This is a genomic window from Streptomyces mayteni (assembly GCF_054783955.1).
This window is the reverse complement of sequence record NZ_BAAGPR010000016.1, coordinates 20,386-46,780: the sequence shown is the minus strand read 5'-3', so window position 1 is coordinate 46,780 and position 26,395 is coordinate 20,386. Positions and strand designations below refer to the sequence as shown.

Sequence of the window (26,395 nt, the reverse complement as noted above, 5' to 3'; positions counted from 1 at the left end):
CACCAGCCACCAGGGGCTCGTGTAGGCCACGCCTCAGTCGTTGCAGGGGTGGCCGGCCGGGCCCGGCGTCTCGTTGGCCCGGGTCGGGTCGGAGACGCGCGGCACCACCCAGTCCCCGTCCTCGACGTCCAGCGGCACCGTGAACTCCACGATCCGCCCGGCCACCGTCTCGACGACGTCCGCGACCTCCGGAACCTCCGTGCCGGGCCGCAACACCTGCACCAGAAGCGGCTTGTCCTGCCACTCGGGCCCACGGTCCAGGTCGAGCGCGAACCGCACGTCCCCGGCCGCCAACGGCAGTTCGCCGCCCATCCGGACGCCGTTCGCCGTGCCGTCGAGCCGCAGCCCCGAGACCCGGGTGGCGAAGAACCGGCGGGCGCGCATCGCCTCGAACACCCCCTGCCGGGTGTTCTCGGTGACCCAGAGACCGCTGCGGCCCCTGCCCTCCGGGAAGCCCCAGTCGGTCCCGTGCTCGTCGGTCACCCCGCTCAGCCCGGTGCGTCACCCGGAGTCGAGGCAGGCGACGAGCGGGGAGGAGGTGCCGTTCGACCAGCCCTCGAAGAGGTAGTCGTCGGTGCGGTCGAACATCTCGAGCCCCACCATCTGCTCGCGCACGGCCGGCTCGAAGTCGAAGCCGCCGAAGCGCAGCGCCTCCCGCCCCGGGTGGTTGAAGCTGGCGACGGCCCGCCGGTCGCCGAGCCACCGGAAGAAACCGCCCATCGACCCGGCGCCGAGCAGGTCGACCCAGCCGTCCGTGAACCAGACGTTGGCGTGTCCGAGCAGCGGGTGGGTCCACTCGAACCCCCGGATCGCCGTGTACCGGCACGCATCGACGCGAACGCGGCCTCCGGGGCGCCGTCGCCATCCGACATGATCGTGTGGTTGTGCAGGTCCGCGTGGACCAGCAGGGTGCCGGTGGAGAGCCGGGACGTCCGGGCCGCCCCGGGAGCCGTTCTGGGCGCGGCGGCCCCGGCCGTCCGCGTCGCCCCGGATACCGCGGTGACCAGTAATCCGCCGGCCGCCGCGAGCGTGGCTAGCCGGCTCGGTCCCGCCGTTGCGTCGTGTCCGCTCATGGTGACCGAGTAGAGCAGCCCGGCGGCACCCCGGCGCGAACGTCACGCGAACCGGCCTTCACGCGCTGCTGAACATCCCGCACGCGCCGTGGCGACCTCGCGGGCGGCGCCCGAGGGCGCACGACAGACAACGCCGGTTCACCGTGCGCCGTGTGACGTCCGTCACTGCCCCTGGTTCCGAACGAGTTATGCCGCCGCCGGCGTGCCCTTGGCCGGCCGCCGCCCTGCACGTGCACCGGGGGAAACGTCGCTGGCCAGCCGGAGCGCCGCGGGTTCCCCGTCATCTGACGGGGCGTCATACACCTGCGGCCCGCTGGCATATGCACGGATCCGGAAGTGCCACTTCCGAAAAAACGTGTCGGGCGACATCAACGTTTAGCGATGTCGTCCGCTTAGCTGATGACTGAGAGCGACGAGGCTCCGCAGCGGGACCTGGCAGTGGAACCGGGCCTGGTAGCCGCTGGACCCCCACTACTTCATGAGGGATCCCACGTGACACACGAAGTCGCGAACCGCGCGCGGGCTCGCGCGGTTGGCCTGACGCGGCGGCAGCACCGTCTCCCTCAGCCGGGCGGGGCGCCCGCCCCGGCGCGGGACTGTGACGGTGATGCGTGATGGTGTCCGACCTGCCCCCTGGATTCGACCGGGCCGTGCGCGAGTCATCCGCCGAGAGGCTGCCCCCCGCCTTCTGGGCCTTCCACGAGCAGTACTACGGCGTCTACAAGGAGTACGCCGTCCTCCAACTCGACGACTCCGCCTGGGCCGGCCAAGTGGTCCACGAGGTCATGATGAGCCTGGCGTTCAACTGGAACTGGCTCATGACGCAGGCCAGCCCGGAGCGCGCCGCCTGGAGCATCCTGCGGATCACCCTCGCCGAACAGCTGCGGCGGAACCGGCGCCAGCGGGCCTTCGTCGCGACCGCGACCTTCCGCCGCGCCGCGCGCGCCGCCCTCGACGAACTCGACGCGCTGCGTTCCGCGTTCGCCGCCCTCGAGAGCGACCTCGGCCTGTACGCGGCGATCGCCCGGCTGCCGGAGCGTCAGTACGACGTCATCGTGCTTCAGTACGTCCTTGACACGCCGCCCCACCGGGTCGCCAGCATCATGGGCGTCAGCCAGCCGACGGTGCGCACCCACCGCCGGCTCGCCCGAGCCAGGCTCGCCCTGGAGCTCGGCATCGACGTCACGGAGGAAACCAACGATGACCGGGATGAGTAGGACGACATGAGCAGCCGCCGCACCCGCCGTAGCATGCGCGACCTCGACGACCGCCTCGGCCTCGCCGCCGTGCCGACCGACACCGCGGACGACCTGGCGGCGGAGATCGCCGCCTCCCGGCGCCTGATCGAGAACGAGATCGCCGACGCGCTGTGGCAGCGGGCACTCCAACGCGACGCCTACGCCCAGCACGTCATCGGCACCACCGGCACCCGGCCGGCGCCCGCGAGCCCGGAACCGCCCGCGAGCCCGGAACCGCCCACGGCCCCCGCGGCCATGCAGGACCAGGCCACCAGCGATCTCGCCGAACTGTGCCGCCTGGTCCTCCAGACCTCGCACGCCGCCGCCGACCTTGCCGGTCTGGTCGACGGCGGGGAGGGCGGGGAAGGCGGCGAGGGCGCCCTGGTCTTCGCCTGTCTCCTCCACCTGGCGGACCGGCCGGAAGGCGCCCAGTTCTGGTGGAAGTTCAGCGCCGGCGCCGGCAAGTCCACCGCCGCCCTCTGCCTGTACTTCGCCCACCTCCAACGCGGCGAGCTCCGTGACGCCGAACACTGGGCGCACGAGGCGGTCGGCCTCGAAGTGCTCGAACACCACGCCACCCCGCCCGCCGCCCCCCGCGGACGACACGTCCCGCAGCGCGCCTTCTACCTCTGGGAGGACCCCGACCTCTACGACCGCGGCTACACCACCGTGGAGTCCATGCTCCTGAGGATCGTCACCTCCCCCTGGGCCGCCGGTGCCGGTGCCGGCGCCGGCACCGCAGGCGCGGACCCGGCCGACGAGCTCACCGAGGCCGTGGACCACCTCGCCGTCGACCACGACCCCTACTTCGGCGACATCCCAAGACCGGACACCACCCTCGCCGCCCGCGTCCGGGAGTACCTGGCCTCCTGACCACGGTCCGGACGGCCGACGGCGGAACAACGGAACGACGGAACAGCGGAACGACGGAGAACACAGAACGTAGAAAGGCGACGACATGCAGCACAGGCCCCTGCGCGGCACGCTGGCGTGGGTAGGGTCGGCGGCGAGCGGCGCGTCCCGCTGGCTCGCCCGGCGCCGCGCGATCGCCGCGCACCAGTTCCTGCGCGGCGCCAGCTACGCCGCCGGCACGACGGTGGTCGGCCTCCTGGTGGTCTGGTTCCAGGCCCGCCACTGACCGCACGCCCTCGTGCGACGGCGCGTCGCCGCCGTCGCACGAGGGCCGGTGCCAAACCCCAGGCTCGGCGTCTTCACGCTTTCAGGTGAACCACCACCGCCCCCGCCACCCGCCGGAACCGGTGGCCGGATAGTGAGGCCAGCGCCCGACCGCCGTTCTCCTCCCCACGCGGCCGGGCGCCGTTCCACCGTTCCCGCACCACCGCCGGAAGAAGGGTGAACTCCCCATGCGCACAGAGGCGATCAGCCGGGTCAGGCTCGTCTTCACGCTCTTCGACGCCAACGGCAACGGCCGCCTGGAGGCCGAGGACTTCGACCTCATGTCCAGCCGGGTCGAGGCGGCGGCGCACGCGTCCGACGAGGCCGCCAAGCACGCCATGCGGGGCGCCTTCAGGAGGTACTGGTCCACCCTGGCCACCGAGTTGGACACCAACGGCGACGGCCGGGTCGGCTACGACGAGTTCGTGCACTGCGTCCTGTCACCCGAGCGGTTCGACGGGGCGGTCGCCGAGTTCGCCCAGGCCCTCGCCGCGCTCGGCGACCCGGACGGCGACGGCCTCGTCGACCGCCCCACCTTCATGGCCCTGATGCTCGCCATCGGCTTCGAACGCCCCAACATCGACGCCCTCTTCGACGCCTTCGGCCCCACCGACACCGACCACGTCCCGGCGGTCACCTGGCTCGAGGGCATCAAGGACTTCTACGCCCCCGACAAGGCCGACATCCCCGGGGACCGACTCGTCGGCGGCACGGCGGCCTGAGCCCGGCAGCCGCCGCCGATACGGCCACCCGGCGGACCGGGCAGAACCGATCAGGATCGGAGAAGCGCTGGTCACGGGGGCGCGGCTAGCGTGAGGGACATGGACATCACCATTCACACCTGCGCCCTCCCCCACGACGACCCCGACGCCTCCCTGGCCTTCTACCGCGACGTTCTCGGCTTCGAGGTCCGCAGCGACTTCGGCGAGGGGAAGATGCGCTGGATCACGGTCGGCCCCGCCGACCAGCCCGGCATCTCCATCCTCCTGGCCCCGCCGGCCGCCGACCCCGGGATCACCGAGGACGAGCGCCGCACCATCACCGAGATGATGGCCAAGGGCACCTACGGCTGGCTCCTCCTGGCCACCGGAGACCTCGACGGCACCTTCGAGAAGCTCCAGGCCGCCGCCGGTGACGCCGACATCATCCAGGAGCCCACCGAGCAGCCGTACGGCGTCCGCGACTGCGCCTTCCGCGACCCCGCGGGCAACCAGATCCGCATCCAGGAAGTGCGCTGACCCGAGCCTGAACCCGAGCCCGAACACCACACCCGACGGCCGGCGGGGCAACGGGAGCTCCCGCCCCTCGCCGGCCGCGGTGCGCCCGCTCCCCACGGTCGGCCCTTGTGCCGCCGCCCTCGGGGCGGTCAGGATGGCCGTCATGTCGACGGCGCTGCTGGTCTCCCACCGCCTGGGCGGATTCGACGGCGTCAGCGTCGCCGCCGAGAAGTGGGGCACCGTTCTCTCCCACCTCGGGTACGACGTCGTGCGCGTGGCGAGCCACTACGTGCGAAGGGAGCCAGGGGACGTGCTCGTCCCCGGGATGTGGGCGGAGCTGCCCGGGCAGCCCTGCCCACCCCTGGACACCCCGGCCGTGCGGGACCTCGTACGCCAGGCCGACCTGGTGGTGCTCGACAACCTCGGGACCCTGCCGTCCGCGCCCGAGGCCGCCCTCGGCTGGCAGGAGGTCCTGCTGCGGGAGCGGGTGCCGACCATCGTCCGGCACCACGACCCCGGCTGGCAGATCGTGTCCGGGCTCTGGGGTTCCTACGACCCCTCGGCCGGGCTCCCACTGCACCACCCGGGAATGCTGCACGTCACCATCAACCGGATCACCGAACGGGAGTTCGCGCACCGGTATCCGGAACTGCCGGACCGGGGCGCCCTGGTGACCGCCTACAACACGGTCGACGTCCGGGAGCTGGTGGACGGCGACCGCTCCGGCACCAGGAAGGCGTTGCGGGTCGACGACGAGGACCTGCTGGTGCTGCACCCGATCGCACTCGGCAAGCGGAAGAACGTCCCGGCCGCGGTCGAGCTCACCAGGTCCCTGCAACGGCTCTACGGCGAATCCCGGCGGGTCAGGTACTGGGTGACCCACACGTCCGCGAAATGGGAGTCCGTGCCGCCCGACATCCAGGCCGTCTTCGCGACCGCCCCCGGCCTCGTCGTCGGATCCGTGCCGGCCCGGGGCGACATGTACGCCGCCGCCGACCTGGTGGTGCTCTCCTCCACCTGGGAGGGGTACGGGCAGCCGGTCCCCGAGGCGATGGTCGCGGGGAAGCCCGTCGCGGCCGGTCCCTACCCCGTGCTCCGGGAACTGGTCGACCTCCACGACTGGCGCGTCCTGGATCCCCTGCGCCCCGAATCGGTCTTCCACGCGCTTGAGGACCCCGAGCGGCTGCGCGAGCTCATCGCCTGGAACCGCGCCCGCGCCCGGCGGACGGACACCGCGGAATTCGCCCCCACCATGCGGAGACTCGTCCAAGCGGCCGAGAACCTGGCCGAGGGCCGCACGGGCACCCAGGCCGACGCGCCCTGACCACCGCCCCCAACCACCCCCGCCCCGCCTCGCGTTCCGCGGCCGGCACCGGATGGTCCAGACCTCTTGTTGGCGATCAAGCACGGCACTTACCCTCGCCGTAGCTCTCGCCGAAAGGTCACCTCATGCATCTGGTCCCCGCGCCCAGAGAAGTCCGGCCCGGTCTCGCGGGCGGCGACGCCTTCGTCCTCGGCCCCGACACCCCGGTGGTCTCGGACGCCGCGAGCGGCCCGACCGCCGCCTGGCTGAGCGCCACGCTCGGCGCCGCGACCGGCCTTCCGCTCAGGCCCGCACCGCCCGGCGCGGCGAACGCCCTCACCCTCCGCGTCACCGAACGCCTCGCCGCCCAGGGCCCCGAGGCGTACGAACTCGTCGCCGACGCCGACGGGGTGCTGGTCGAGGGCGGCGGCCCGGCCGGCGTCTTCTGGGGCGCGCAGACCCTGCGCCAACTCCTCGGCCCGGCGGCCTTCCGCCGCGCCCCGCTGGGCGACGGGCCCTGGACGGTGCCGCCGGTCAGGATCGCGGACGCCCCGCGCTTCCGCTGGCGCGGCATGATGCTGGACGTCGCCCGGCACTTCCTGCCGAAGGACGGCGTGCTGCGGTACGTCGACCTCCTCGCCGCCCACAAGCTGAACGTGCTCCACCTCCACCTCACCGACGACCAGGGCTGGCGGATCCAGATCGAGCGCTACCCCCGCCTCACCGAGGTGGGATCCTGGCGCGCCCGCAGCCGGATCGGCCTCGGCGACACGGCTGCCTGGGACGAACGCCCGCACGGCGGCTACTACACCCGGGACGACCTGCGCGAGATCGTCGCCTACGCCGCCGCGCGCCACATCACCGTGATCCCCGAGATCGACGTGCCGGGCCACTCCCAGGCCGCCATCGCCGCCTACCCCGAGCTGGGCAACGCCGACGTCGTCGACACCTCGGCCCTGACCCCGTGGGACCGCTGGGGCATCAACCCCAACGTGCTCAACGTCTCCGACACCACGCTCGAGTTCTACGAGAACGTGCTCACCGAGGTCCTGGAGATCTTCCCCTCCGAGTACGTCCACATCGGCGGCGACGAGTGCCCCAAGGACCAGTGGCGGGCCAGCCCCGCCGTCCAGCGGCGCATCAAGGACCTCGGCCTCGCCGACGAGGACGAGCTGCAGAGCTGGTTCGTCCGCCACTTCGACCGCTGGCTGGCCGACCGGGGGCGCCGGCTCGTCGGCTGGGACGAGATCCTCGAAGGCGGCCTGGCACCGGGCGCGGTGGTGGCGTCCTGGCGCGGCTACGCGGGCGGCGTCAGCGCGGCGCGCGCCGGCCACGACGTCGTGATGTGCCCTGAACAGCACACCTACCTCGACTGGCGCCAGGCCGAAGGCCCCGACGAGCCCGTGCCGATCGCGCACGTGCGCACCCTGGAGGACGTCTACCGCTTCGAACCGGTGCCCGACTCCCTGAACGAGGCGGAGGCCGCCCACGTCATCGGCGTCCAGGCCAACGTCTGGACCGAGACCATGGACAGCGCCCGCGCCGTCGACTACCTGGCCTTCCCGCGCCTCGCCGCCTTCGCCGAGATCGCCTGGCGCCCCCTGCCACCGTCCGCGGACCGGGACTTCGCCGACTTCGCCCACCGGATGGACAGCGCCCACCACGCCCGCCTCGACGCGCTCGGCGTCGAGTACCGGCCGCCGTCGGGACCCCGCCCCTGGCAACGCCGCCCCGGCGTCCCCGGCCGCCCGAGGCCGGGCCGGCCACCGGCGCGCTGACCGTCACTCCCTGGCGAGCCAGGCGAACTTCTCGAACCGCCCGGGATCGAGTCGGCCCCAGCCCTCGGCGATGGCGACCCGATCCCGGGCACTCACCGGCACCCCCTCGCCGTCGCGCCCCAACGCGCCCAGCGTGTGCGGGTCCAGGGCGTCGTAGAACTTCTCCAGGAACGCCCGCTCCGTCGGCGTGAGTTCCCGACTCGGGTGCAGGTGAGTGCCGCCGTAGACGGACTCCGTGATGGCCTCGAGGCCCGCCAGGTACGCCAGGATCTCCGTGGGGTCGGGCCGGCCACCAGGGCCGAACTCCTCGTTCAGCCGCTCGACATCCGCCTTGTCGAACCCGGGATCCAGCATGTCCCCGTGCCTCTTCGCGATGCGAAAGAACGCCTCAGAGGTAACTTCGGGCGCGCGTCAGGGCAGTTGACGTCCGGCGTCGCCCAACCGACGCCCCGGTGAACAGAGTCCACGCCCCCTCGCCCGGGGTCACAGCCGCACGGGCAGGGCCTGCAGATGCCAGTTGACCGGGTTGGTGCCGCGTCGCAGCAGCCCGGGTTCGGTGGCGAGCCGCAGGCCGGGGAAACGGTCGAACAGCGCGGTCAGGGCACCTGCGGTCTCCTCCTGGGCGAGGTGCGCGCCGAGGCAGCGGTGCGCGCCGTGGCCGAAACCGAGGTGCGGCTCGCGGCGGTGCCGGGTGCGGCCGACGTCGAGGCGGTCGGGGTCGGCGAACGCCGCCGGGTCCCGGTTGGCCGCCGACACGATCGGCAGGACCGCCTCCCCGGTACGCACCTCGGTGCCGCCCAGCGTGACGTCGCAGGTGGCATAGCGGGGCAGCGCACGGACGACCGGGCCGCAGTAGCGCATGAGCTCGTCGACGGCGTGCGGCATGAGCGAGGGGTCCGCGCGCAGCAGGGCGAGTTGCTCGGGGTGACTCAGGAGCGCCTCGGTGCCGTTGGCGATGAGGTTGACGGTGGTGATGTGCCCGGCGACCACGAGGTTGACGATCAGGGCGACGAGCTCGTCGGTGCTCAGCCGGTCGAGGCGGTGGGGGCCGAGCAGTTCGGAGATGAGGTCGTCGCCCGGCTGGGCGACGTGGTGGTCGATGAGGGTGTGCGCGTCGTCGACCATGCCGGCGAGCGCGTCACCGAGTTCCTCGCCGCAGACGCCGGCGGTCAGCGTGGCGCTGCGGGCCCGCCAGCGGTCACGGTCGGGTTCCGGGACGGCGATGAGCTCGCAGATGACCGTGATGGGCAACGGCCGCGCGAAGTGCTCGACGAGGTCCACGACGCCGTCCTCGGCCCGGCTCGGCAGGCCGTCGAGCAGCTCCGCGGCGATGGCGTCGATCCTGGGACGCAACGCGGCCACCCGGCGCGGGGAGAACGCGGCGGTCACCAGGCCGCGCAGCCGGCGGTGTTCGGCGCCGTCCGCGTCGAAGATCGCGGCACGCAGGTACCTCTCGTACCCCGGCCGCATGCCGCGGCCCTGCCAGGTCTGCTCGGTGCGGTGCGCCACCGGCGCCCCGGGAACGGTCGTGGCGTCGATGGTGAAGCGGGGATCGCCCATCACGGTCCGGATGTCGTCGTAGCGCGTGGCCACCCACATCGGATCGGCGCCCCGCACCCGCCCGCGCACCATCGACGGGCATGCGCGAACGCGCGCGTAGGAGGTGAAAGGATCCCGGACCAGCTCCTCGTCGGCCAGGTCCAACGGTTCGTCGTCGGTGTCGGTGGTGTCCGGTCCCTGCTCGGCCATGCCAGGTGCTCCCCACAGGCGAGTGTCCGATCGCGACACCAGCACGATCACACGGGGCCCACCTCCCGTGGTCCTCGCGGGTGCGAAACCACCCGGACGAGTGCGTTCGCCGCCCCGGGCACCGCTGCCACGGCGGGCCCGGGGGTCGCGGCTACGCTTCCGCTCACCACGACAACAGCGGGCCGACGGAGGAAACAGATGGAGATCGACAACTCGCGGGCGCACTCGGCCCGGGTGTGGAACTTCTGGCTGGGCGGCAAGGACTGGTACGCCACGGACAAGGACGCCGGCGAGCAGATCACCAGCGTGTACCCGGGCATCGTCCGCACCGCCCGTTACCAGCGGATGTTCCTCTCCAGGGCCGTCCGCTTCCTCGCGGGCGAAGCGGGCATACGGCAGTTCCTCGACCTGGGCACCGGCCTGCCGACCGTCGACAACACCCACGAGGTGGCGCAGCGCGTGGCCCCCGAGTCCAGGATCGTCTACGTCGACAACGACCCACTGGTGCTCGCCCACGCCCGCGCGCTGCTCACCAGCACGCCCGCCGGCGAGACCGCGTACATCGACGCGGACCTGCGCGCACCCGAGGCGATCCTGGAACAGGCCGCCGAACTCCTGGACTTCTCCCGGCCCGTCGCCGTGACCATGCTCGGCATCCTCGGTCACATCACCGACGAGGACCGGCCGGCCGACATCGTGCGGCGCCTGCTCGCCCCGCTGCCTGCGGGCAGCTACCTGGCCATCAGCGACGGTGTCGACACCAACGCCACCCTCAACGCGGCCACCACCAACTACAACGCCCGCCTGGCCGGCGACTACACGCTGCGCAGCCCCGAGGAGGTGACCGCCTTCTTCGACGGGCTCTCGCTCCTCGACCCCGGCGTGGTCACCATCGAACGCTGGCGCCCCGAGCACCCCGTCTTCGGGGACGAGCAGCCGGTGGACGCCATGTGCGGGCTGGCCGTCAAGCGGTGACCCGGCCGGGAGGCCGAAAGCCGTTCCGAGGCGCTGCCGGGCAGGGGGCCGCCGGGCGAGCATGAAGCCGATCCACAGCGGCACCGAGGTCGGCGGGGCGACCACCACGGCTCACCGCGCCCGTGCCACGACACAGGGTCGGCGCCGCCTCCATCACCGGTTCCGAACGTGGGGCCACAGCGTGCTACGCTTTCTGATGTTGCAGTTGTGGTACCCATGAACTTATGGGCGCCTGACGGGAATGCTTCTCTTCAGGCGCATTATTTGGTTTCCGGCATCTCCGGATGGGGCCTCTGCCTACAGAAGGAGAACATCGTGGCTCAGGGAACTGTGAAGTGGTTCAACGCTGAGAAGGGCTTCGGCTTCATCGAGCAGGACGGCGGCGGCCCCGACGTCTTCGCCCACTACTCGAACATCGCCGGCCAGGGCTTCCGTGAGCTTCAGGAAGGCCAGCGGGTGTCCTTCGACGTGACGCAGGGCCAGAAGGGCCCGCAGGCGGAGAACATCGTTCCCGCCTGATCGTCGGCGCGCAACACGAAGCCGGGGCCCGCACCGTCAGGTGCGGGCCCCGGCTTCGCGTTGTTCCGGATCTGCCCAGGGGCCAGGGGGCTTGGTGCCGGCGTCAGTCGGCCGTGAACTCCCGAAGCACCGGCAGGTAGTCGGTCGGTCGGCCGCCGCCGGCCTCCCTGGTCGAGGTCCAGACGCAGGGGAAGCCGGAGCCGTCGCACTCGGGCCCCCACCACAGGGCGACCGACGCCCCGCCGTCCCGCATGCCGGCGAGCACGGAGCGGATCGCGGTGGGGGAGCTCTCGTAGCCGTCGGCCGCCAGCGGGGCGTAGAACTCGGACCACCAGACCGGTAGTGCGGAGCGGTCCACGAGCCATTCGGAGACGGCGCGGAACATGTCCCCGGCGCGCTCGGCCGGCGGGTGGTAGCCGTCCCTGGTGCGGGACCAGCCGTCGACGGCCAGGAAGTCGGCGCCCGCGTTGTGCTCCAGCCAGTACTCGATGGCGTCCAGGTCGCGCTGGTCGACGGTGCCCCAGTCGCCACTCAGCTCCGAGGGGTGGCTCATCCGCTCGGGGTCCGCGTAGACGTTGAGGGAGACGTAGGGGCCGCCGACGACCAGATCCGGATCGTGCTCCTTGAGCCGGGTGTAGACCAGGTTGTAGAGCTCGGTGTAGCCCTCGTGATCCCAGCGGTTGCGCTCCTCGTCCCAGAAGCCCTTGAACTCGTTCCACACCTGGAAGTAGCGCACCTGCGGGTAGCGCCGCGCGGTCTCCACCGCCAGGTCGGCGAAGTCGTCGTAGTGCTCGGGGGTGGGCGCGGCGTCCATGTCCCAGTCGTCGGAGTCCTTCATCCACCCGGGCGCCGAGCACAGGGTGATCACCGGCACGCCACCGGTCCGTTCGATGAGCGCGATGCGCTCGTCGAGACTGGCCCAGTCGTAGACGCCCGGTTCCGGCTCGGGGTTCTCGGCGCCCCAGCCCATCAGGTGCTGGTTCTGCAGTGGCCCGACGGACTCCAGCACCGCCTCGGCACGCGCCCGCGACTCGGCGTCGCCGTCCACGCTCTGCTGGGTGTGGGTGATCCCGGCCTGGAACGGCGCCGCGGCCCTCGGCGCCTCCGGCACGTCCGACGCGCCCGCCGGAGCGGCGACCCCGAGGGCGGCGAGCAACACCGCGACCCCCCACAGCGAACCGCGCGCGCGACGCCCCGACCTACGACCCGAATTCTCCATGTCTGAAGGCACGGTTGATCGTATGGCAGGACAACTGGCCTCGCCCAGAGGCGAGTCGGTACCACCCTGCCACGCCGTCCTCGGCGGTTCTCATGCCGCCCGGGCGAGCACCTGGGCGGCCTGCCGCTGGTGCTGTTGTCGTGTGTGGCGGCGCAGTTCGGCCCAGCTGGCGGGGGAGCGGCGTCCGGCCCAGTGGGGGTGGTAGGCGATGCGGCAGGACAGGTGGAGCAGCCGCCGGCGCAGCACGGCGTACTCCTCGGGTCGGCAGACGGCCAACTGCCGGTAGGCGTGGTTCCAGGCGTGCTGATCGCGGACCAGGTCGTCGGGGAAGCCAGGGGTCACCATGACCCATATTCAATCACTTGTTCGAATTATTGGGAGGGTGTGGGCTACGGGAGTCGTGATTCGCGCAGGTGTGCGAGATATGCGCTCGATCGTGTGGTCTTCGCTTCATGTGACCGCTGTGACGCGATGCTGGGGAGGATGGCGCGCGAGCGGCGCCGCCCGAACGCGCCGCGGACGAAGGGGACGGGATGACGCAGGAAGCGGAACGACGCGGGGGCCTGGACGAGCAGGCAGTGCTGCTGGCGGCCGGGCTGGCCGACCTGGCGGTGAGCACACTGGGCTCGGCACTGGGTGCGGCGCGCGGACTGCTGCGCCGCTCGGACGCCGCGGAGCTGGCGGCGGAGGCCGAGCACGATCTGAGGGCGCGCGGCCGCCTGGCGCTGGACCGGTACGCCGCCGTCCCCCCGGCCCACCTCGAGGTTCTCGCCCGACACGCCCTGGCCCGGCGGGCCACGGACCATGCCTGACCGCTGGGAGCCGGCCGCGTTCAGGACCCGTGTCGACGAGGTGCTCCATCACTTCGTCGTCCGGGAAGCCGAGCAGCTGGCGGCGATCGACCCGGTACTCGGCCCGGTGGCCGACCAGTTGGAGGCCACGGTCACGCAGGGCAAACGGCTGCGCGCGGCGTTCTGCTACTGGGGCTGGCGCGCGGTGGGGCAGCCGGACAGCGACGCGATGGTGCGGGCTGCGGCCTCGATGGAACTCGTCCACGCCGCCGCGGTGGTCCACGACGATCTCATCGACGACAGCCCGCTGCGGCATGGCCGGCCGACCGTCCACATCGCCCTGTGCGGCGCCGTGCCCCAGGGCCCAAGGGCCGCCTCCGCCGCCAGGTCGCTGGCCATGCTGGTGGGGGATCTGCTGATGTCGCTGGCCGGGCAGCTGTTCACCACCAGCGGCCTGCCCGCCGCCTACCTGGCGCGCGCCCGCCCGCTGTGGTCGTTACTCGCCCGGGAGCTGATCGCGGGCGAGTGCCTGGAGATCCTGCGCACCGGCGCCGATCCCGACACCGCGACATCGCTCAAGGTGATCCGGTACAAGACCGCCAAGTACACCGTCGAGCAGCCCCTGCTGATCGGCGGCGCCCTGGCCGGGGCCGGCGAGCGGCTGCGCCGGGGCTACTCCGCGTACGGGTTGCCGCTGGGCGAGGCCTTCCAGCTCCGCGACGACATCCTCGGCCTGTTCGGAGACCCGGAACGCACCGGCAAGGCCAACAACGACGACGTGCGCGGGCACCGGCCAACCGCCCTGCTGGCGGAGACCTGGCGCCTCGCCGGCGACGACGAACGGCGACGACTGCGCGCCCTCCTCGGCCGACCCGACCTGGACGCCGACGGTCTGGAAGGGGTCCGCGAGGTGATGCGCCGGCTGAGGTCCCCCGACCGCGTCGAGGCCATGATCACCGCCCGGGTCGAGGAGGCCCTCGGCGCACTGCACCAGCTGAACGCCCCCGCGCACGCCGCCTCGGCCCTCACCACGCTGGCGCATTCCGCGGCCGTCCGCCTGTCCTGACCTCCGCACACAAGGAGCCCCACCATGACCCCCACCGAGGCATCGATGGACGCCCTCCAGCGGGCCGGCGACGAACTCGCCGACGCCACCGTCGCCGCCCTCTTCGAACGCGGGGAGGTGGGCAAGTTCAACACCCTGATGCGCTACGTCTCCACCGCCGGCGCTCCCCTGCCCGACGGGCTGCCCGACGTCGCCCGGGAGTACCTTCAGGCCACGAGCGTCCCGCCGACCTGGGTGGACTGGGACGAGATGGAGCGGGCCCGGCTCTTCTTCATCGACAACAACGTGCACATCTCCACCGCGCTGTCCTTCGCCGCCATGCCCGCCTGCTACGTCGTCCCGCGCGTGGCGCGACTGCTGTCGGCCACCCACGGCCTGAACTACCCCTCGAAACGCATGGCGGAGACCGGCCAGTTCACCGTCTACCTGATGCAGCCCGGCGCCTTCGAGGCCGACAGCCGTTTCCTCCCCGCGGCCCAGAAGGTCCGCCTCCTGCACGCCTCCATCCGCCACCACCTCAGGCGCGAGAACCGCTGGGACACCGAGGCGCTCGGGACGCCGATCTGCCAGGAGGACATGATCGGCGGGCAGATGTTCTTCTCGCTGCTCGTCCTCGACAGCCTGCACCGCCTCGGCATCCACATGTCGACCGAGGGCGCGGAAGCCTACTACTACGCCTGGCGGGTCGTCGGCGCCATGCTCGGCGTCGACCAGGACGCCGTCCCCAGGACCCTCGACGACGCCCGCCGGTTCCTCGACCTCTACATGATCCGGCACATGGGGCCTTCCGAGGAAGGCGCCCACCTCACCCGACAGCTCATCGACCTCTACGAGGAGGTCACGCCGGGCACCTTCTTCGACCCGATGGTCTCCGCACTCATCCGCTACCTCATCGGCGACACCTGCGCCGACTGGCTCCAGGTGCCCCGCACCCCGTGGGACACCGTCGTCAAGGCCGTGCCCCACGTTCTCGGCGTCCTGGAGACCATCGAGGACCGCTCCCCCCTCGGAGCCTGGGCCTTGGACCGCCTCGGCCATCTCACCACCACCTTCGAGCTGTCCTCCCTCACCCGCGGACGCGTCATGCACTACGCCATCCCCGAACACCTCAAGAAGGACTACGGCGTCCCCGGCACAGTGCCCCGCACCCACCGCTGGACCCCGCCCGCCGCCACTGTCTCCCAGTGACCCGGGCACTCTCGCGGATCACGGGCCCCATACTCGCTCATCCGCTCCGACGACCTCCGCCTCCCGGCGGGCCCGGCTTCGTCGCGCCTGGCCCGCCGAGCGACGACGTCGACCGCCGCCAGTCCGAGACCGCCGACGTCGCCCTGTTGGGCGAGGACCCGCGCCACCGTGCTCGCACGGGGTGGAAGCACTGATGCGCGGGAGGTGGGCGCGCCTCAGACGTCGACGCGTGCGCCGGTGGGCCGACGCGGGGCGCGGTGGTCCTTCGGGCCTCCTCGCACGCGGAGGCGGTCCGCGTCATGGACGCCCTGCTGCGGGCGTTCGCCGCCGACCCGCGCCTGGAACCGCGGTGGTCGACGCCGCAGCACTACCAGAACGAGGACGGGACGGTCGTCGTGGCCGCGGTGGCCGCCGGGTTCCCCACGGTGCCGCTGATCCGTGAGCTGCGCGAGCGCTACGGCGTCCCACCCGACTGACACCCCCGCCGCCAAGGGGCGGCGTAGAGGCCGGAGTCGGGAGGGGAGGGGGCTGTCGTCGCCGTCGGCGCCGTCCGTAGGATCAGCCAGGGAGCCTCGGACACCGGAGGGCTCCGCACACAACGGGGAGCACGTCGGGTGAGCAGCGTACTGACCATGAAAGTCCGCCGTCCCGCAGGTCCGGGCGGCACTCCGGAACCGGTCCAGACCTGGGTCGAGTTCTCCGAGGGATCGGGGGCGCCACGGGTGGTCGCACACGCGGAGCGCGAGTTGCCGCCGGGCGGCATCCCCGCGTACCTGGCCGCCCGGGCCAGTGGGGCGCGTTCCTTCGTCCTGTGGACCGACGAGCACCGTCGGGAGCGGGTGGCGACCCTGGTGACCACCTCTGCCGCGAGCGGTGTCGCGACGTTCCAGGTGTTGGGCCCGCAGGGCGAGCTGATCGGCACGTTCGTGCGTGAGAAGGCGCTGCGCGGCAGGGGCCTGCGCACCCGCTGGACGGTGACGCAGGCAGGTGGTCCCGAAGCGGTGGGCTTCAAGGGGCGGATCTTCTGGTGGTGCCTGTGGTGGCCGCTGTGGCCGGTGCAGGCTCTGATCGTCCTGGCCAGTCTGTTCGCCGGCGGTGGTGACGTCGCGCGTGGGCCCCGGCGCATCATCTGGCGCGCGGGCGGGCGGGCCAGGCTGGAGTTCAGGTCGGGCGGCGACCGGCTGCTCCTGCACGCGCCGGAGACCGACTGGCGCCTGGGGGCCGCGCTGTTGGTCCTGCTGCGCGCCTTCGACAGCTGGGTCGGCGAGCCGTGGGACGCCGCGAAGCACTGACCGGTCGGCCGGGCGGGTGATCCGCCCGGCCGCCGTGCGCCGCGGTCAGAGGGCGACGGGCTGCTTCTCGGCCTCACTCGCCACGGGGGTGGGCTGTCGCTGCAGGGCCTCGCCCTCGATGTCGAGGTTGGGCAGGACGCGGTCGAGGGGGCGGGGGAGCCACCAGGCGGCGCGACCGAGCAGGGACATCGCGGCCGGGACGAGCGTCATGCGCACGACGAAGGCGTCGATGAAGACGCCCATGGCCAGGGCGAAGCCGATGGACTTGATGATCGGGTCGTCGGTGAGCATGAAGCCGGCGAAGACGGCGATCATGATGACGGCGGCGGCCGTGACGACCCGGGCGTTGTGGCCGAGGCCCGCGATGGTGGCCTCGCGGGGCGCGGCGCCGTGCACGTAGTCCTCGCGCATCCGGGAGACGAGGAAGACCTCGTAGTCCATGGCCAGGCCGAAGAGGATGCCGATCAGCAGGATCGGCAGGAAGCTGACCAGCGGTCCGGTGGCCTCCAGGCCGATGAGGTCGGCGAAGTGGCCCTGCTGGAAGACGGCGACGGTGATGCCGAACGTGCCGCCCACGGTGAGCAGGAAGCCGAGGGCGGCCTTCACCGGGACCAGCACGGAGCGGAAGACCACCATGAGCAGCAGGATGGACAGGCCGACCACCAGCAGCAGGTAGACGGGGAGGGCGTCGGCCAGCTTCTCCGAGACGTCGATGCCGACGGCGGTGGTGCCGGTGAGGGCGACCTCGGCGTCGTCGAGGTCGCGGACCTCGTCGCGGATGGTGTGGACGAGGTCCTCGGTGCCCGCCTCCGTCGGGCCGGTGGTGGGGGTGACGCTCAACAGGACGGTGGTGCCCTGCTCGTTGGGCTGCGGCGGGGTGACGGCCGCGACGCCGTCGGTCGCGTCGATGATGCCCTGGGCCTCGGTGGCCGCCCGGGTGGCCGCCTCCGGGGTGTCGGCGGTGACGACGGCGATCAGGGGGCCGTTGTAGCCGGGGCCGAAACCTTCCGCGGTGAGGTCGTACGCCTGACGCTCCGGCGAGCTGAGGGGCTTGGTCGAGGCGTCGGGCAGGGCGAGCCGCATGTCGAGCACGGGCAGGCTGAGCAGCCCGATGCCGACGACGCCGGCCAGCAGGACCGGCACGGGCAGCCGGGTGACCAGCGCTCCCCAGCGGAAGCCGGCCCCCCGCTCCCCGGCGCTCTCGGCGGGGGCGGCCGCGGCGTCGGACCGCGCGGCGCGCTGCTTGCGGGAGAGCACCCGGTCGCCCACCACGCCGAGGACGGCGGGGAGCAGCGTGAGGGCGACGACGACGGCCACGGCGACGGTCGCCGCGGCGGCCAGGCCCATGACGGTCAGGAACGGGATGCCGACGACCGCGAGTCCGCTCAGCGCGATGACGACGGTGGCGCCGGCGAACACCACGGCCGAGCCCGCGGTGCCGGTGGCCCGGCCCGCGGCCTCCTCGGCCGCCATTCCCTCGGCGAGGAACTGCCGGTAGCGGGAGATGATGAACAGCGAGTAGTCGATGCCGACGGCCAGGCCCAACATCAGGGCCAGGACGGGCGCGGTGCCGGTCAGTTCGACGGCGCCGCTGAGGGCGAAGAGGCCGGCCATGCCGGCACCGACGCCGACCAGCGCGATGGCCAGCGTCATGCCGGCGGCCACCAACGAGCCGAAGGTGACGACCAGCACGACCGCGGCCACCGCGACGCCGATCGCCTCCGTGGCGCTGACGCCGTGGCTCTCGCCGGCGGTGACGGCCTCGCCGCCGTGCTCCACCCGCAGCTCGCCGGCGTCGGCGCCGACCCGCTGGAACTCCTCGGACTGTTCGCCGGTCAGGTCCTCGACGGGCGCGTCGAACTGGACGCTGATCAGGGCGTACCTGCCGTTCTCGGAGACCGCGCCGCTGGTGAACGGGTCCACCGCGCCGAGCACGCCGGGGACGGTGCCCGCCTCCTGGACGAGCGGGGCTATCTCGGCCTGGTCGAGCCGCTGCCCTTCGGGGGCGGCCACCACGATGGTGCCGGACGCGCCGGTGGCCTGCGGGAAGTCGTTCCGCAGGGCGTCCATCGCGCGTTGCGACTCGGTGCCCGGCATGGAGAACTCGTCCGTGGTCTCGCCCATGAAGGCGGCCGCCGAACCGCCGAGCAGGGCCAGCAGCAACAGCCAGAGCGCGATCACGCGCCGTCGCCGGCGGAAGGAGAACCGGCCGAGCCGGTACAGCAGGGATGCCATGGTGGTGCCTGGTCTCTCTTTCGGTGATGCGGGGGTCAGGACGACGGCGGGCGGTCGGGGTCGTGCCCGAGTGCCCGTAGCGAGGTGCGGATCAGTTCCTCGCGCAGCACCGCGTCGGTCGTCGGGGCGACGTACGCCGAGACGGCCACGCCGCCCAACACCAGCCAGGCCGAGGTCCGGTGGCGGGGGTCTTCGGAGCGGCCGGCGAGGGAGGCGAGCAGCGTCAGGTCCGGGTCGCGGTTGACCGCGAGGTGGTCGGCGGTGCCCGGCAGGTCGTGGAAGAGGACGGTGAGCTCGTACCGGAAGGCCAGCGCCAGGTCGACGAACCCCGTCACGGCCGCCCGCACCAGGGGCTCGCCGGACAGCGGCGCCAGCTCGGCCCGCAGTTCGGCCGCGCGCCGCCGGAAGGGGGCGAGCAGCTCGGTGAGGAGCGCGTCCTTGTTCGCGAAGTGGTAGAGCAGCGACGCCTTGGAGCAGCCGGCGTCGGAGGCGATGTCCTGGAGCGAGGTGGCCCGGAACCCGTGGGCGGCGAAGAGCCGCAGCGCCGAGTTCAGGATCTGACCGCGGAGCGCGGCCGGGGGGCGTGCCATGCGTTCCACAGTAACTGACCGATCGGACAGCTTTGACCGATCGGTCAGTGGCGCAGGTCACTCGCGGGGCGCCACGGCGTCTGTTCGCGCAAGGTGGACGAAACCGGTCGCCCGACCTCGCTGTGCGGGTACGGGGGCGGGTGTGCCGCGGCTTCGCTGCCCCTGGCGAACGCACGATGTCGACTCAGGGCGCGCAGCCGGTGGCGCCGCTCCCTCCGTGCCCGAGCCGGTGAAGGGGGTGGCCCGTCGCGCCGTCGGGCCCCTCGGCGGTCGGAGCCGCGGGCGGTAGGGGAGTGGCGCCTTCGGGGGAGAGCGCGTCCAGGAGGAGAACGAGGTAACGGCGCCAGTCGTCGCCCTGGTGGGCGGTGTTCCAGAGGACGCTGACGAGCATGCCGAGGATCCGCTGCGTGTCCTCGGGGACGAGGTCGGCGCGGATGCGGCCGGCCTGTTGCCCACGACGGGTGAGCACGGTCAGCGAGTCGAGGAACGGGGCGCTGATCTCGGCGGTGAGGACGCCCGAGTTGTTGGCGGCGGCCAGGGTGTTGCGCTCGCGCGCCACCATGGAGAGGGCGGCTTCGAGCAGGGTCTCCAGGCCGTGTCTCGGGTCGTCGTCGCCCAGCGCCCGCTCGATGGCGGGGGCGATCTGCTCGGCGATGGTCTGCTCGATGGCGGCCCTGACCAGGGCCTCCTTGTTGGGGAAGCGGCGATAGAGCGTCGCGATGCCCACGCCGGCGCGACGGGCGATGTCGTCGAGCATGGCTATCGGTACGGGCTGGGGTTCACTCGGCAAGTAATAGTCGAGTATCGCTTTCTGGTCGGCGGTGTCGTTCGGCCACGAACATCGGACAGGGAGACGTGACATCGCGATGAAGACCCTCGGACTGATCGGCGCCGGGATGATCGGCGGCACCGTGGCCCGCCTCGCGGTCGCTGCGGGACTGGACGTCGTGCTCAGCAACTCCCGCGGCCCCGAGAGCCTCGCCGACCTGGTCGCCGAGCTCGGCGGGCGGGCCCGCGCGGGAACCCCGGCCGAGGCGGCCGGCGCCGGTGACCTCGTGGTGGCGACCGTCCCGCTGCACTCCTACGAGCGGCTGCCGGCCGCCGAACTGGCCGGCAGGACCGTGATCGACACCATGAACTACTACCCGGACCGCGACGGCCGCCTCGCCACGTTGGACGCGAACGAGTCGACCTCCAGCGAGCTGGTGCAGCGACAGTTGCCCGACTCCCGGGTGGTCAAGGCCTTCAACAACATCGCTTTCCGCAGCCTGCTCACCCTCGCCCGGCCCGCCGGCGCTCCCGACCGCAGCGCCCTGCCCATCGCCGGCGACGACCCGGCCGCCAAGGCCGAGGTGGCCGCCCTGCTCGACGCACTCGGCTATGACGCGGTGGACGTCGGCGCCCTCGCCGACAGCTGGCGCGTCGAACCTGGCACCCCGGTCTACGTCCAGCCCTACTTCCCCTGGGAGCGGCCGGAAGGGCTCGCACCCGAGGAAGCCATGCGCTGGTTCCTCGACACCCCGAGCGTCCCCGTGCCGGCGGACCGCGTGCGGGAACTGACGGCGAGCGCCGTCCGCGGCCCCGCCGGCGGCAAGCGTCCCTAGGACCACGGCGTTCTCGACAGTCCGCTCAGGCCAGGTGGGTGGCGAACCATTCGAGCATCTGCTCGGGGTCCTTCTGGAAGTAGACCGCCGTCGACGGGGGTGGAGGCGGTGAAGGTGCCCACCGAGGGCCTGCACCAGGAATCGGGCCCCGACCTGCGCGTCACCCTCGTCTCACCCGGCTTCACCAACACCGAAGGCGTCGGCAGGGGAGCCAGCCCTGAAGCCGCGGCCGCGATGGCCCGGCAGCGGGACGAGGTCTTCCACGTCGCGTACGACGTGGAGACCGAGGAGTTCTGCCCCACCACCGTGTTGGGCCGCGGTTCGCCGCTGAAGAGCCATGACCTGGACGTGTGGCGCCAGTTCTGTCCATGGCCCGCCTGGGCCCACCACCCGCAACCAGACACGTCGCGGGGGCGTCGTGGTGCACATGAGTCGCGCTTGGCGGTTGGCGGCGGCAGCGGTGTTGGTGGGAGCGATGCTTGCCGCCTGCGGCGAGGAGGAGTCGGCTGAGCCCGAGTGGTGGCAGCCGGCGCCGGGGGAGACGGTGAGCTGGGACTGGCAGATCAGCGAGCCCTATGACCTGTCGGCGCCGCACGACATGTATGACCTGGACCTCTTCGACCTCGCCCCCGCCGGGTCCGAGTTGCGGTATCCGAACGGCGACGTCGTCGAGGTGCCGGCTGGGCCGCTGGCCGGCGCGGTCGAGGAGCTGCACGCGCGCGAGCCGAGGCCGGTGGTGATCTGTTACGTCGACACCGGCGCCTACGAGAGCTATCGGCCCGACGCGGCACGGTTTCCCGAGGTGGTGATCGGGAACGACACCGGCTGGTCGGAGGAGCACTGGCTGGACATCAGGCCGGCGTCCCGGGAGGCGTTCGCCGAGATCATCTGGGCCCGATTCGATCTGGCCGAGCGTATGGGCTGCGACGGAGTCGAACCCGACCAGAACAATCCGCTGGGGAACGATCCGGGGTTTCCGATCACGCTCGACGACCAGCACTCCTGGTACCGAGAGGTGGCCGAACAGGCCCACGCCCGCGGGCTCTCGGTGGGGATGAAGAACGGCTATGACCAGCCGGGTTCGGCGGCCGAGCTGGTGGACGCGTTCGACTGGGCGTTGCCCGAGGAGTGCGCCGAGTTCGACGAGTGCGCGGAGCTGGACGTGTTCGTCGAGCAGGGCAAGGCCGTCTTCGCCGTGGACTATCCGCCGGCGGTGGGGGAGTCGGCGGCCTGCCGCGAACACCGGGCGCACGGCTTCGACGGGCTGCTCAAGGACGAGCCACCGACAGGGGCCTTCCGGACGTCCTGCGGCGGATGACCGCCCGCGACGCCCCAGCCGAGCCCACCGGCCTACAGGCCGGGCCGACCCGAGAGAGCAAGTCAGCCCATCACCCGAGCACGAGGCGGGGAATGCGACGAACCCATCAGGCACGGCGAGCCCGCCTCCCGGCCGGCCGGAAGGCGGGCAGGTGCTGGGCCAGCCTCGCTGCGGCGGCCGGCAGCCGAGCGAGGCGAACATGGGGAGCCCGGCACGTCCGGCGCCTGGCGGACGCGTTCACCGCACCAGGACAGGCGACTGTGAGGGAGTGCATCGCCCTGCCGTGTGAGGCGGGTCGGAATTCGCCTATGCGAATGCCTGGAGCCTGCAACGTAAGGAACCCCTCAGCGCGTCTACAGAATTGAACCGGACTGGCGAGGAGGGCCTCCATGGAGATCGGCGTGTTTCCGATGATCTTGATACTGGTCACCGTGTGGTTGCTCGGGCACGGCATAGCGATCCTGGCGCGGGGCGGGCGGCGGCCGAGCGGGAACGGAGCAAGCGGCGGATGGATCGGCGGTAGCGGCGACGGCGGGAGTGACGGAGGTGGCGGTGGCTGCGGAGGTGGCGGTGGTGGTGGCTGCGGCGGTGGTTCCTGACAAGGCCCCGGGGGGCGCCCGGCCGAGGCCAGATGCGCCGGAGCGGTCAGGGGAGGCGAACCAGCGCTCGAACCGAGGCGCGGCGACCGGAGACGGTGGCCCGCGGCAACGGGACGTCGCCTTCACCACGTGGCTCCGTTCCTGAGACCTGAGAAAGGACAGCAGCTGTGGACCACGTCGGGAAGCGGCAGCGCACACCGAGGATTCGAACGCGGCGGTAAGTGTCGAAACCTGCGACGAGGCCGTGCCCGGGATTGGCGCGCAACGGGGATGGCCTTCCGGCCTCATCGCGGATGCTGCTGGCGGAACCTGGTGGGTGAGACCCCGATCCGGCGCCTGAACGTCCTGGTGAAATAGGCGGGATCGGGGTAACCGACCGCCCTGGCCACGTGGGCGATCGGCCGGTCGGTGCGGGCCAGGAGGAGCTTCGCCCGATTCAGTCGGTACCGGGTGAGGTAGTCGCTGGGCGTCGACCCCGTCAAGCGCCGCACCTGCGTGGCGAGAGTGTCCCGTGAGACGGACAGCTCGCGGGCGACGGCAGCCATGCTCACCCGGCCGCCGGCGTCCCGCGCGAGGATCTCCAGGGCCCGTCGCCCGATGTCTCCGCGAGCGACCCACGGCTCCGCCGGTGCCGTGCGCGTGGGGCCGACCGCGGTGATCAGCGCGTGCATCGCGGCTGCCGCGGCGACATGGTGGGCGAGGGAGTCAGGCCGAGCCCCCAGCCCCATGAGCCGCCGGACCACCGCCCGCGTCCCCGCCGGATCCGCCGGCTCGACCAGTGCCGGACCCCTCCCGAGGTACCCCAGGTCCTCGTACCGCGCCGCAGCAGGCCCCTCGAAGAGAACCCAGTACTCCGACCACGCGCCGGGAGCGGGACCGTACGTATGGGGGATACCGGGCGGCAGCCAGAAGAAGGAGCCCGCGGTCACCGTGTGGTGCTGCCCCGGCCGGCCGTGCAAGGACAGCCGCCCCGAGCCCTCGGTGACGACGACGCCCGCGTAGCCGGTCAGGCTACGCCGCACGCACATGCCGCGCTGCTCGGCGATCCGCCCCACACCGGTTACCGCGAGGCCCAACGCGCGCACCTCGGACGGGGGAGTGAGGTAGTAGGCGGTGGAGGACATCGCGGTACTCCCGGTCGGTCGACAGGAATCCAAGAACGAGCCGAATCCGTGCATGGCCCGCCGATCAACGCAGCATCGACCATGGGCCGCGTGGAAGACAACGGATCCGCCGCCCTGACGAGCGTCCTGACCTCGAATGGTCACCGGCTCGACCCCCACCCCCGCCGCCTCGGCCGCCTGGAACCGGTGCCCGCCGCGGAGCGCGACGACCTACGAGCCCTGCGCGCCCGCTTCCGCCGAGACGGCTACCTCTTTCTGCGGGAGTTCCTCGACCCCGGGACCGTCCTGGAGTTCCGCCGCCACTACTTCACCCGCCTGGCACCCAGTGGGCTGACCCGCCCGGGGACGGACCCCGGCGACGGGGTCGCCGCACCCGCCGACGCCCTCGACCACGCGGCACTGCGCCGCATCCTGTTCCAGGAACTGGTACCGGGCACGGAGTACGAGGCACTGTGCCGCCAACCGCGACTGACCGCCTTCCACCGATGGTTCCTCGGCACCACGAATCCGCACCTGCACCGCCGGAAGATCATCCGGCACGTCGGCCCCGGTGAGTCCGGGATCGGCACCGCGACGCAGGCGCACTACGACCTGGTCTACCTCCGCGAGGGCACCGACCGAGTGCTCTCCTCCTGGATTCCGCTGGGCGACATCCCCCTCGCCCGGGGCCCGCTGATCTACCTGGAGGGAAGCCACCACCGGGTTCTGGCGCAAGAGGCGGCCGGCACCCTGAAACGTCCGGCCTCGTCGATCACCGCCGACCTGCCCGCGCTGGCCGAGGAGTACGACACCCGGTGGCTGGTGACAGACTTCGCCGCCGGGGACCTCGTGATCCACAACGCCCACATCATCCACGCCTCACTCGACAACCGCGACCCCGCCGGCCAGTTCCGTCTGTCCACTGATATCCGCCACCAGGCTGCCGCTGAGGCGCTGGACCAGCGGTGGCAGAACCACTGGCACGAAGGAGACGGCCTGTGAACACAGAGCCAGCCCGCCCGAGGGCCAGGAGGAGAAGGCCGGCCGCTGGCCGGTCCGGGCAAGCCCCTCGGGCCCCGCGCCCCGCCGGATGCCGACCGTCATCGTCGACGCGAAGACGGCGGCGATCCTGAACACCGAAACCAGCCGCCACGAGCGGCTGTTGGCGTGACAGACGTGTCATGGCCCGGGCTGCCGGGTGGTGTCGTGGGGCGCTGTCCGGCGGAAGCGGACCGCCCGGTGCTGCGGCGACAAGTGCCGCCAGGCCGCCCCAGGGCGACCTCGCACTCCAGGGCGGCGGGGAGACAGACCGTTCCTGGCGCCTCAGCGTGCGGCTGCGCCGGGGCCGCCCCACGACTGCCTCTGTTACCCCCGGGCGTAGCTCTGGATGGGCGGCTGCGATGGCCGGGAACAGGGTGGTGTGCTCGCCCCGGTGGTGGCCGTCGAGAGCCGTGCAGAAGCTGTGGCGGTCCAGCAGCTGTTCACGGGGTGCGGCCTCACCGGCGGTGCCGTCGTCGAAGGAAGCGCGGGCCACGGCCAGCGCTTCCCGTAGCCGGTGACGCACCTGAGGAGTTCCTGGCTCCAGGCGATGGGCCTGGCCGTCTCGCGCTCAGTCACGCGAGAGCGAAGGGCGCGACGAGCGCATCGTCGGCCTCCTTCATTCCGGCGCCTCCATGCCTGACATGGTCTGCCACCGAAACGCGACGCTTCGCCCACACCACCGCGCCTGATGTCCCGTCGACACCGCTGCCGTCCCGCGCACCTGGCGGGCGCCACGCGCGTCGGACGGAGCACGGCGTTCCCCGGCCCGCGACGATGCTGTCCGGGCCGGAGAACGCCTACCCGCGGGTGCCTGCTCAGAGCGCCTTGAGGCGGTAACTGGTGGCGAAACCGGTGGTGGAGTAAGACATCGTGCTCTGCGTGGCGGTGAAGGTGTATCCCGCGGGGATGGTGCAGGCCCACAGGCCGTCCGAAGGCAGCACCACGTAGTACTGAGGACTGAAACCGGTGCTGGAACACGAGAGGGTGCTCTGGACCTGGGTGTACGTGTAGCCGGCCGGAATCGTGCAGGACCAGTAGCCCGCGGCGGCGAACACATCACCCGACGGGGATGTTCCGGCCGCCGTGGCGGGTGCCAGAGCCGTGCCCGTCATGACGATCGCGGTGCCTGTACCGAGCAGCAGGGAACGCAGTTTCGAGCGCGGCATGGGGATCGCACTCCCGAGGATTCGACCACGGAGCAGATTCGACGGGTGGGGCCCGGCCGGAGTCTCTCCGATGCCCCGGCCGCCGCATGGCGCTTGACGGGATGGTCGCAGCGCTTCCGCACAGCGGCAAGGGCGTTCGGGTGCCCGGCCGATCG

29 protein-coding genes are annotated in these 26,395 nt (G+C 72.2%); 18 read left to right on the top strand and 11 right to left on the bottom strand.

Annotated features, from left to right (window positions below; genetic code table 11):
- Positions 1–33: 33 nt before the first annotated feature.
- Positions 34–483, bottom strand: a complete 450-nt coding sequence (locus tag ACYVPE_RS10430; protein ID WP_461033192.1) for a CehA/McbA family metallohydrolase domain-containing protein — start codon at positions 481–483, stop codon at positions 34–36.
- 18 nt (positions 484–501) lie between these two features.
- Positions 502–720: a hypothetical protein gene (locus tag ACYVPE_RS10425; protein ID WP_461033191.1), complete on the bottom strand. Its 219-nt coding sequence runs from the start codon at positions 718–720 to the stop codon at positions 502–504.
- Between the two features lie 967 nt (positions 721–1,687).
- Here ACYVPE_RS10425 and ACYVPE_RS10420 point away from each other — a divergent pair.
- The 7 genes from ACYVPE_RS10420 to ACYVPE_RS10390 all read left to right on the top strand — a co-directional run bounded on the left by ACYVPE_RS10420 (position 1,688) and on the right by ACYVPE_RS10390 (position 7,785).
- Entirely contained in the window at positions 1,688–2,290 is a 603-nt protein-coding gene (locus tag ACYVPE_RS10420; protein ID WP_461033190.1) for an RNA polymerase sigma factor, read from the top strand.
- Between the two features lie 6 nt (positions 2,291–2,296).
- Positions 2,297–3,184: a hypothetical protein gene (locus ACYVPE_RS10415; RefSeq protein ID WP_461033189.1), complete on the top strand. Its 888-nt coding sequence runs from the start codon at positions 2,297–2,299 to the stop codon at positions 3,182–3,184.
- Positions 3,185–3,269: 85 nt separating this feature from the next.
- A complete protein-coding gene (locus ACYVPE_RS10410; RefSeq protein WP_461033188.1) occupies positions 3,270–3,449 on the top strand; it encodes a hypothetical protein in 180 nt (59 codons plus the stop codon).
- A gap of 226 nt (positions 3,450–3,675) precedes the next feature.
- Positions 3,676–4,209 (top strand): EF-hand domain-containing protein, encoded by a 534-nt coding sequence (locus ACYVPE_RS10405; RefSeq protein WP_461033187.1) that lies wholly within the window; start codon positions 3,676–3,678, stop codon positions 4,207–4,209.
- A gap of 99 nt (positions 4,210–4,308) precedes the next feature.
- Positions 4,309–4,725: a VOC family protein gene (locus tag ACYVPE_RS10400; protein ID WP_461033186.1), complete on the top strand. Its 417-nt coding sequence runs from the start codon at positions 4,309–4,311 to the stop codon at positions 4,723–4,725.
- A gap of 142 nt (positions 4,726–4,867) precedes the next feature.
- Positions 4,868–6,028, top strand: a complete 1,161-nt coding sequence (locus ACYVPE_RS10395; RefSeq protein WP_461033185.1) for a glycosyltransferase — start codon at positions 4,868–4,870, stop codon at positions 6,026–6,028.
- Between the two features lie 125 nt (positions 6,029–6,153).
- Positions 6,154–7,785 (top strand): beta-N-acetylhexosaminidase, encoded by a 1,632-nt coding sequence (locus ACYVPE_RS10390; protein ID WP_461033184.1) that lies wholly within the window; start codon positions 6,154–6,156, stop codon positions 7,783–7,785.
- 3 nt (positions 7,786–7,788) lie between these two features.
- Here the strand turns inward: ACYVPE_RS10390 and ACYVPE_RS10385 are convergent, their stop codons facing one another.
- On the bottom strand, positions 7,789–8,139 hold the full coding sequence (locus ACYVPE_RS10385) for a hypothetical protein (protein WP_461033183.1): 351 nt from the start codon (positions 8,137–8,139) through the stop codon (positions 7,789–7,791).
- Positions 8,140–8,268: 129 nt separating this feature from the next.
- On the bottom strand, positions 8,269–9,534 hold the full coding sequence (locus ACYVPE_RS10380; RefSeq protein ID WP_461033182.1) for a cytochrome P450 family protein: 1,266 nt from the start codon (positions 9,532–9,534) through the stop codon (positions 8,269–8,271).
- Positions 9,535–9,732: 198 nt separating this feature from the next.
- Between ACYVPE_RS10380 and ACYVPE_RS10375 the strand changes: the two genes are divergently transcribed.
- Together ACYVPE_RS10375 and ACYVPE_RS10370 are read left to right on the top strand one after the other, a co-directional pair.
- Positions 9,733–10,509 carry an SAM-dependent methyltransferase gene (locus tag ACYVPE_RS10375; RefSeq protein WP_461033181.1) on the top strand — a complete coding sequence of 259 codons (777 nt, stop codon included), beginning with the start codon at positions 9,733–9,735 and terminating at the stop codon, positions 10,507–10,509.
- A 315-nt stretch (positions 10,510–10,824) separates the two neighbouring features.
- Positions 10,825–11,028, top strand: a complete 204-nt coding sequence (locus tag ACYVPE_RS10370; RefSeq protein ID WP_132816987.1) for a cold-shock protein — start codon at positions 10,825–10,827, stop codon at positions 11,026–11,028.
- A gap of 103 nt (positions 11,029–11,131) precedes the next feature.
- Here ACYVPE_RS10370 and ACYVPE_RS10365 read toward each other — a convergent pair whose 3' ends face one another.
- Positions 11,132–12,187, bottom strand: coding sequence for a xylan 1,4-beta-xylosidase (locus ACYVPE_RS10365; protein WP_461033180.1), 1,056 nt, complete (start codon positions 12,185–12,187; stop codon positions 11,132–11,134).
- 150 nt (positions 12,188–12,337) lie between these two features.
- Positions 12,338–12,592, bottom strand: a complete 255-nt coding sequence (locus tag ACYVPE_RS10360; RefSeq protein WP_461033179.1) for a hypothetical protein — start codon at positions 12,590–12,592, stop codon at positions 12,338–12,340.
- 188 nt (positions 12,593–12,780) lie between these two features.
- Between ACYVPE_RS10360 and ACYVPE_RS10355 the strand changes: the two genes are divergently transcribed.
- The 5 genes from ACYVPE_RS10355 (at position 12,781) to ACYVPE_RS10335 (ending at position 16,584) form a co-directional block, all read left to right on the top strand.
- On the top strand, positions 12,781–13,059 hold the full coding sequence (locus ACYVPE_RS10355; protein WP_461033178.1) for a polyprenyl synthetase: 279 nt from the start codon (positions 12,781–12,783) through the stop codon (positions 13,057–13,059).
- Positions 13,052–14,104, top strand: a complete 1,053-nt coding sequence (locus tag ACYVPE_RS10350) for a polyprenyl synthetase family protein (RefSeq protein ID WP_461033177.1) — start codon at positions 13,052–13,054, stop codon at positions 14,102–14,104. The genes ACYVPE_RS10355 and ACYVPE_RS10350 overlap by 8 nt, the downstream gene beginning before the upstream one ends.
- A gap of 24 nt (positions 14,105–14,128) precedes the next feature.
- Positions 14,129–15,292, top strand: coding sequence for an oxygenase MpaB family protein (locus tag ACYVPE_RS10345; RefSeq protein WP_461033176.1), 1,164 nt, complete (start codon positions 14,129–14,131; stop codon positions 15,290–15,292).
- 257 nt (positions 15,293–15,549) lie between these two features.
- The gene (locus ACYVPE_RS10340) at positions 15,550–15,768 is read left to right on the top strand and encodes a hypothetical protein (RefSeq protein ID WP_461033175.1); all 219 of its coding nucleotides are present in this window, start codon (positions 15,550–15,552) and stop codon (positions 15,766–15,768) included.
- A 138-nt stretch (positions 15,769–15,906) separates the two neighbouring features.
- Positions 15,907–16,584 (top strand): hypothetical protein, encoded by a 678-nt coding sequence (locus ACYVPE_RS10335; RefSeq protein WP_461033174.1) that lies wholly within the window; start codon positions 15,907–15,909, stop codon positions 16,582–16,584.
- A gap of 45 nt (positions 16,585–16,629) precedes the next feature.
- Here the strand turns inward: ACYVPE_RS10335 and ACYVPE_RS10330 are convergent, their stop codons facing one another.
- The 3 genes from ACYVPE_RS10330 to ACYVPE_RS10320 all read right to left on the bottom strand — a co-directional run bounded on the left by ACYVPE_RS10330 (position 16,630) and on the right by ACYVPE_RS10320 (position 20,199).
- The gene (locus tag ACYVPE_RS10330; RefSeq protein WP_461033173.1) at positions 16,630–18,819 is read right to left on the bottom strand and encodes an MMPL family transporter; all 2,190 of its coding nucleotides are present in this window, start codon (positions 18,817–18,819) and stop codon (positions 16,630–16,632) included.
- 35 nt (positions 18,820–18,854) lie between these two features.
- Entirely contained in the window at positions 18,855–19,409 is a 555-nt protein-coding gene (locus ACYVPE_RS10325; protein ID WP_461033172.1) for a TetR/AcrR family transcriptional regulator, read from the bottom strand.
- Positions 19,410–19,593: 184 nt separating this feature from the next.
- Entirely contained in the window at positions 19,594–20,199 is a 606-nt protein-coding gene (locus ACYVPE_RS10320) for a TetR/AcrR family transcriptional regulator (protein WP_461033171.1), read from the bottom strand.
- 31 nt (positions 20,200–20,230) lie between these two features.
- On the opposite strand from ACYVPE_RS10320, the gene ACYVPE_RS10315 reads away from it, so the two are divergent.
- The 3 genes from ACYVPE_RS10315 (at position 20,231) to ACYVPE_RS10305 (ending at position 22,331) form a co-directional block, all read left to right on the top strand.
- Positions 20,231–21,013, top strand: a complete 783-nt coding sequence (locus ACYVPE_RS10315; RefSeq protein WP_461033170.1) for an NADPH-dependent F420 reductase — start codon at positions 20,231–20,233, stop codon at positions 21,011–21,013.
- 108 nt (positions 21,014–21,121) lie between these two features.
- Complete coding sequence (locus ACYVPE_RS10310; RefSeq protein WP_461033169.1) at positions 21,122–21,523, top strand: hypothetical protein; 402 nt, start codon at positions 21,122–21,124, stop codon at positions 21,521–21,523.
- On the top strand, positions 21,489–22,331 hold the full coding sequence (locus tag ACYVPE_RS10305) for an endo alpha-1,4 polygalactosaminidase (protein ID WP_461033168.1): 843 nt from the start codon (positions 21,489–21,491) through the stop codon (positions 22,329–22,331). The genes ACYVPE_RS10310 and ACYVPE_RS10305 overlap by 35 nt, the downstream gene beginning before the upstream one ends.
- Positions 22,332–23,214: 883 nt before the next feature.
- Here the strand turns inward: ACYVPE_RS10305 and ACYVPE_RS10300 are convergent.
- Entirely contained in the window at positions 23,215–24,054 is an 840-nt protein-coding gene (locus ACYVPE_RS10300; protein WP_461033167.1) for a helix-turn-helix transcriptional regulator, read from the bottom strand.
- A 90-nt stretch (positions 24,055–24,144) separates the two neighbouring features.
- On the opposite strand from ACYVPE_RS10300, the gene ACYVPE_RS10295 reads away from it, so the two are divergent.
- Positions 24,145–25,035 carry a phytanoyl-CoA dioxygenase family protein gene (locus ACYVPE_RS10295; protein WP_461033166.1) on the top strand — a complete coding sequence of 297 codons (891 nt, stop codon included), beginning with the start codon at positions 24,145–24,147 and terminating at the stop codon, positions 25,033–25,035.
- Positions 25,036–25,889: 854 nt separating this feature from the next.
- Here ACYVPE_RS10295 and ACYVPE_RS10290 read toward each other — a convergent pair.
- Positions 25,890–26,240: a hypothetical protein gene (locus ACYVPE_RS10290; protein WP_461033165.1), complete on the bottom strand. Its 351-nt coding sequence runs from the start codon at positions 26,238–26,240 to the stop codon at positions 25,890–25,892.
- Positions 26,241–26,395 lie beyond the last annotated feature (155 nt).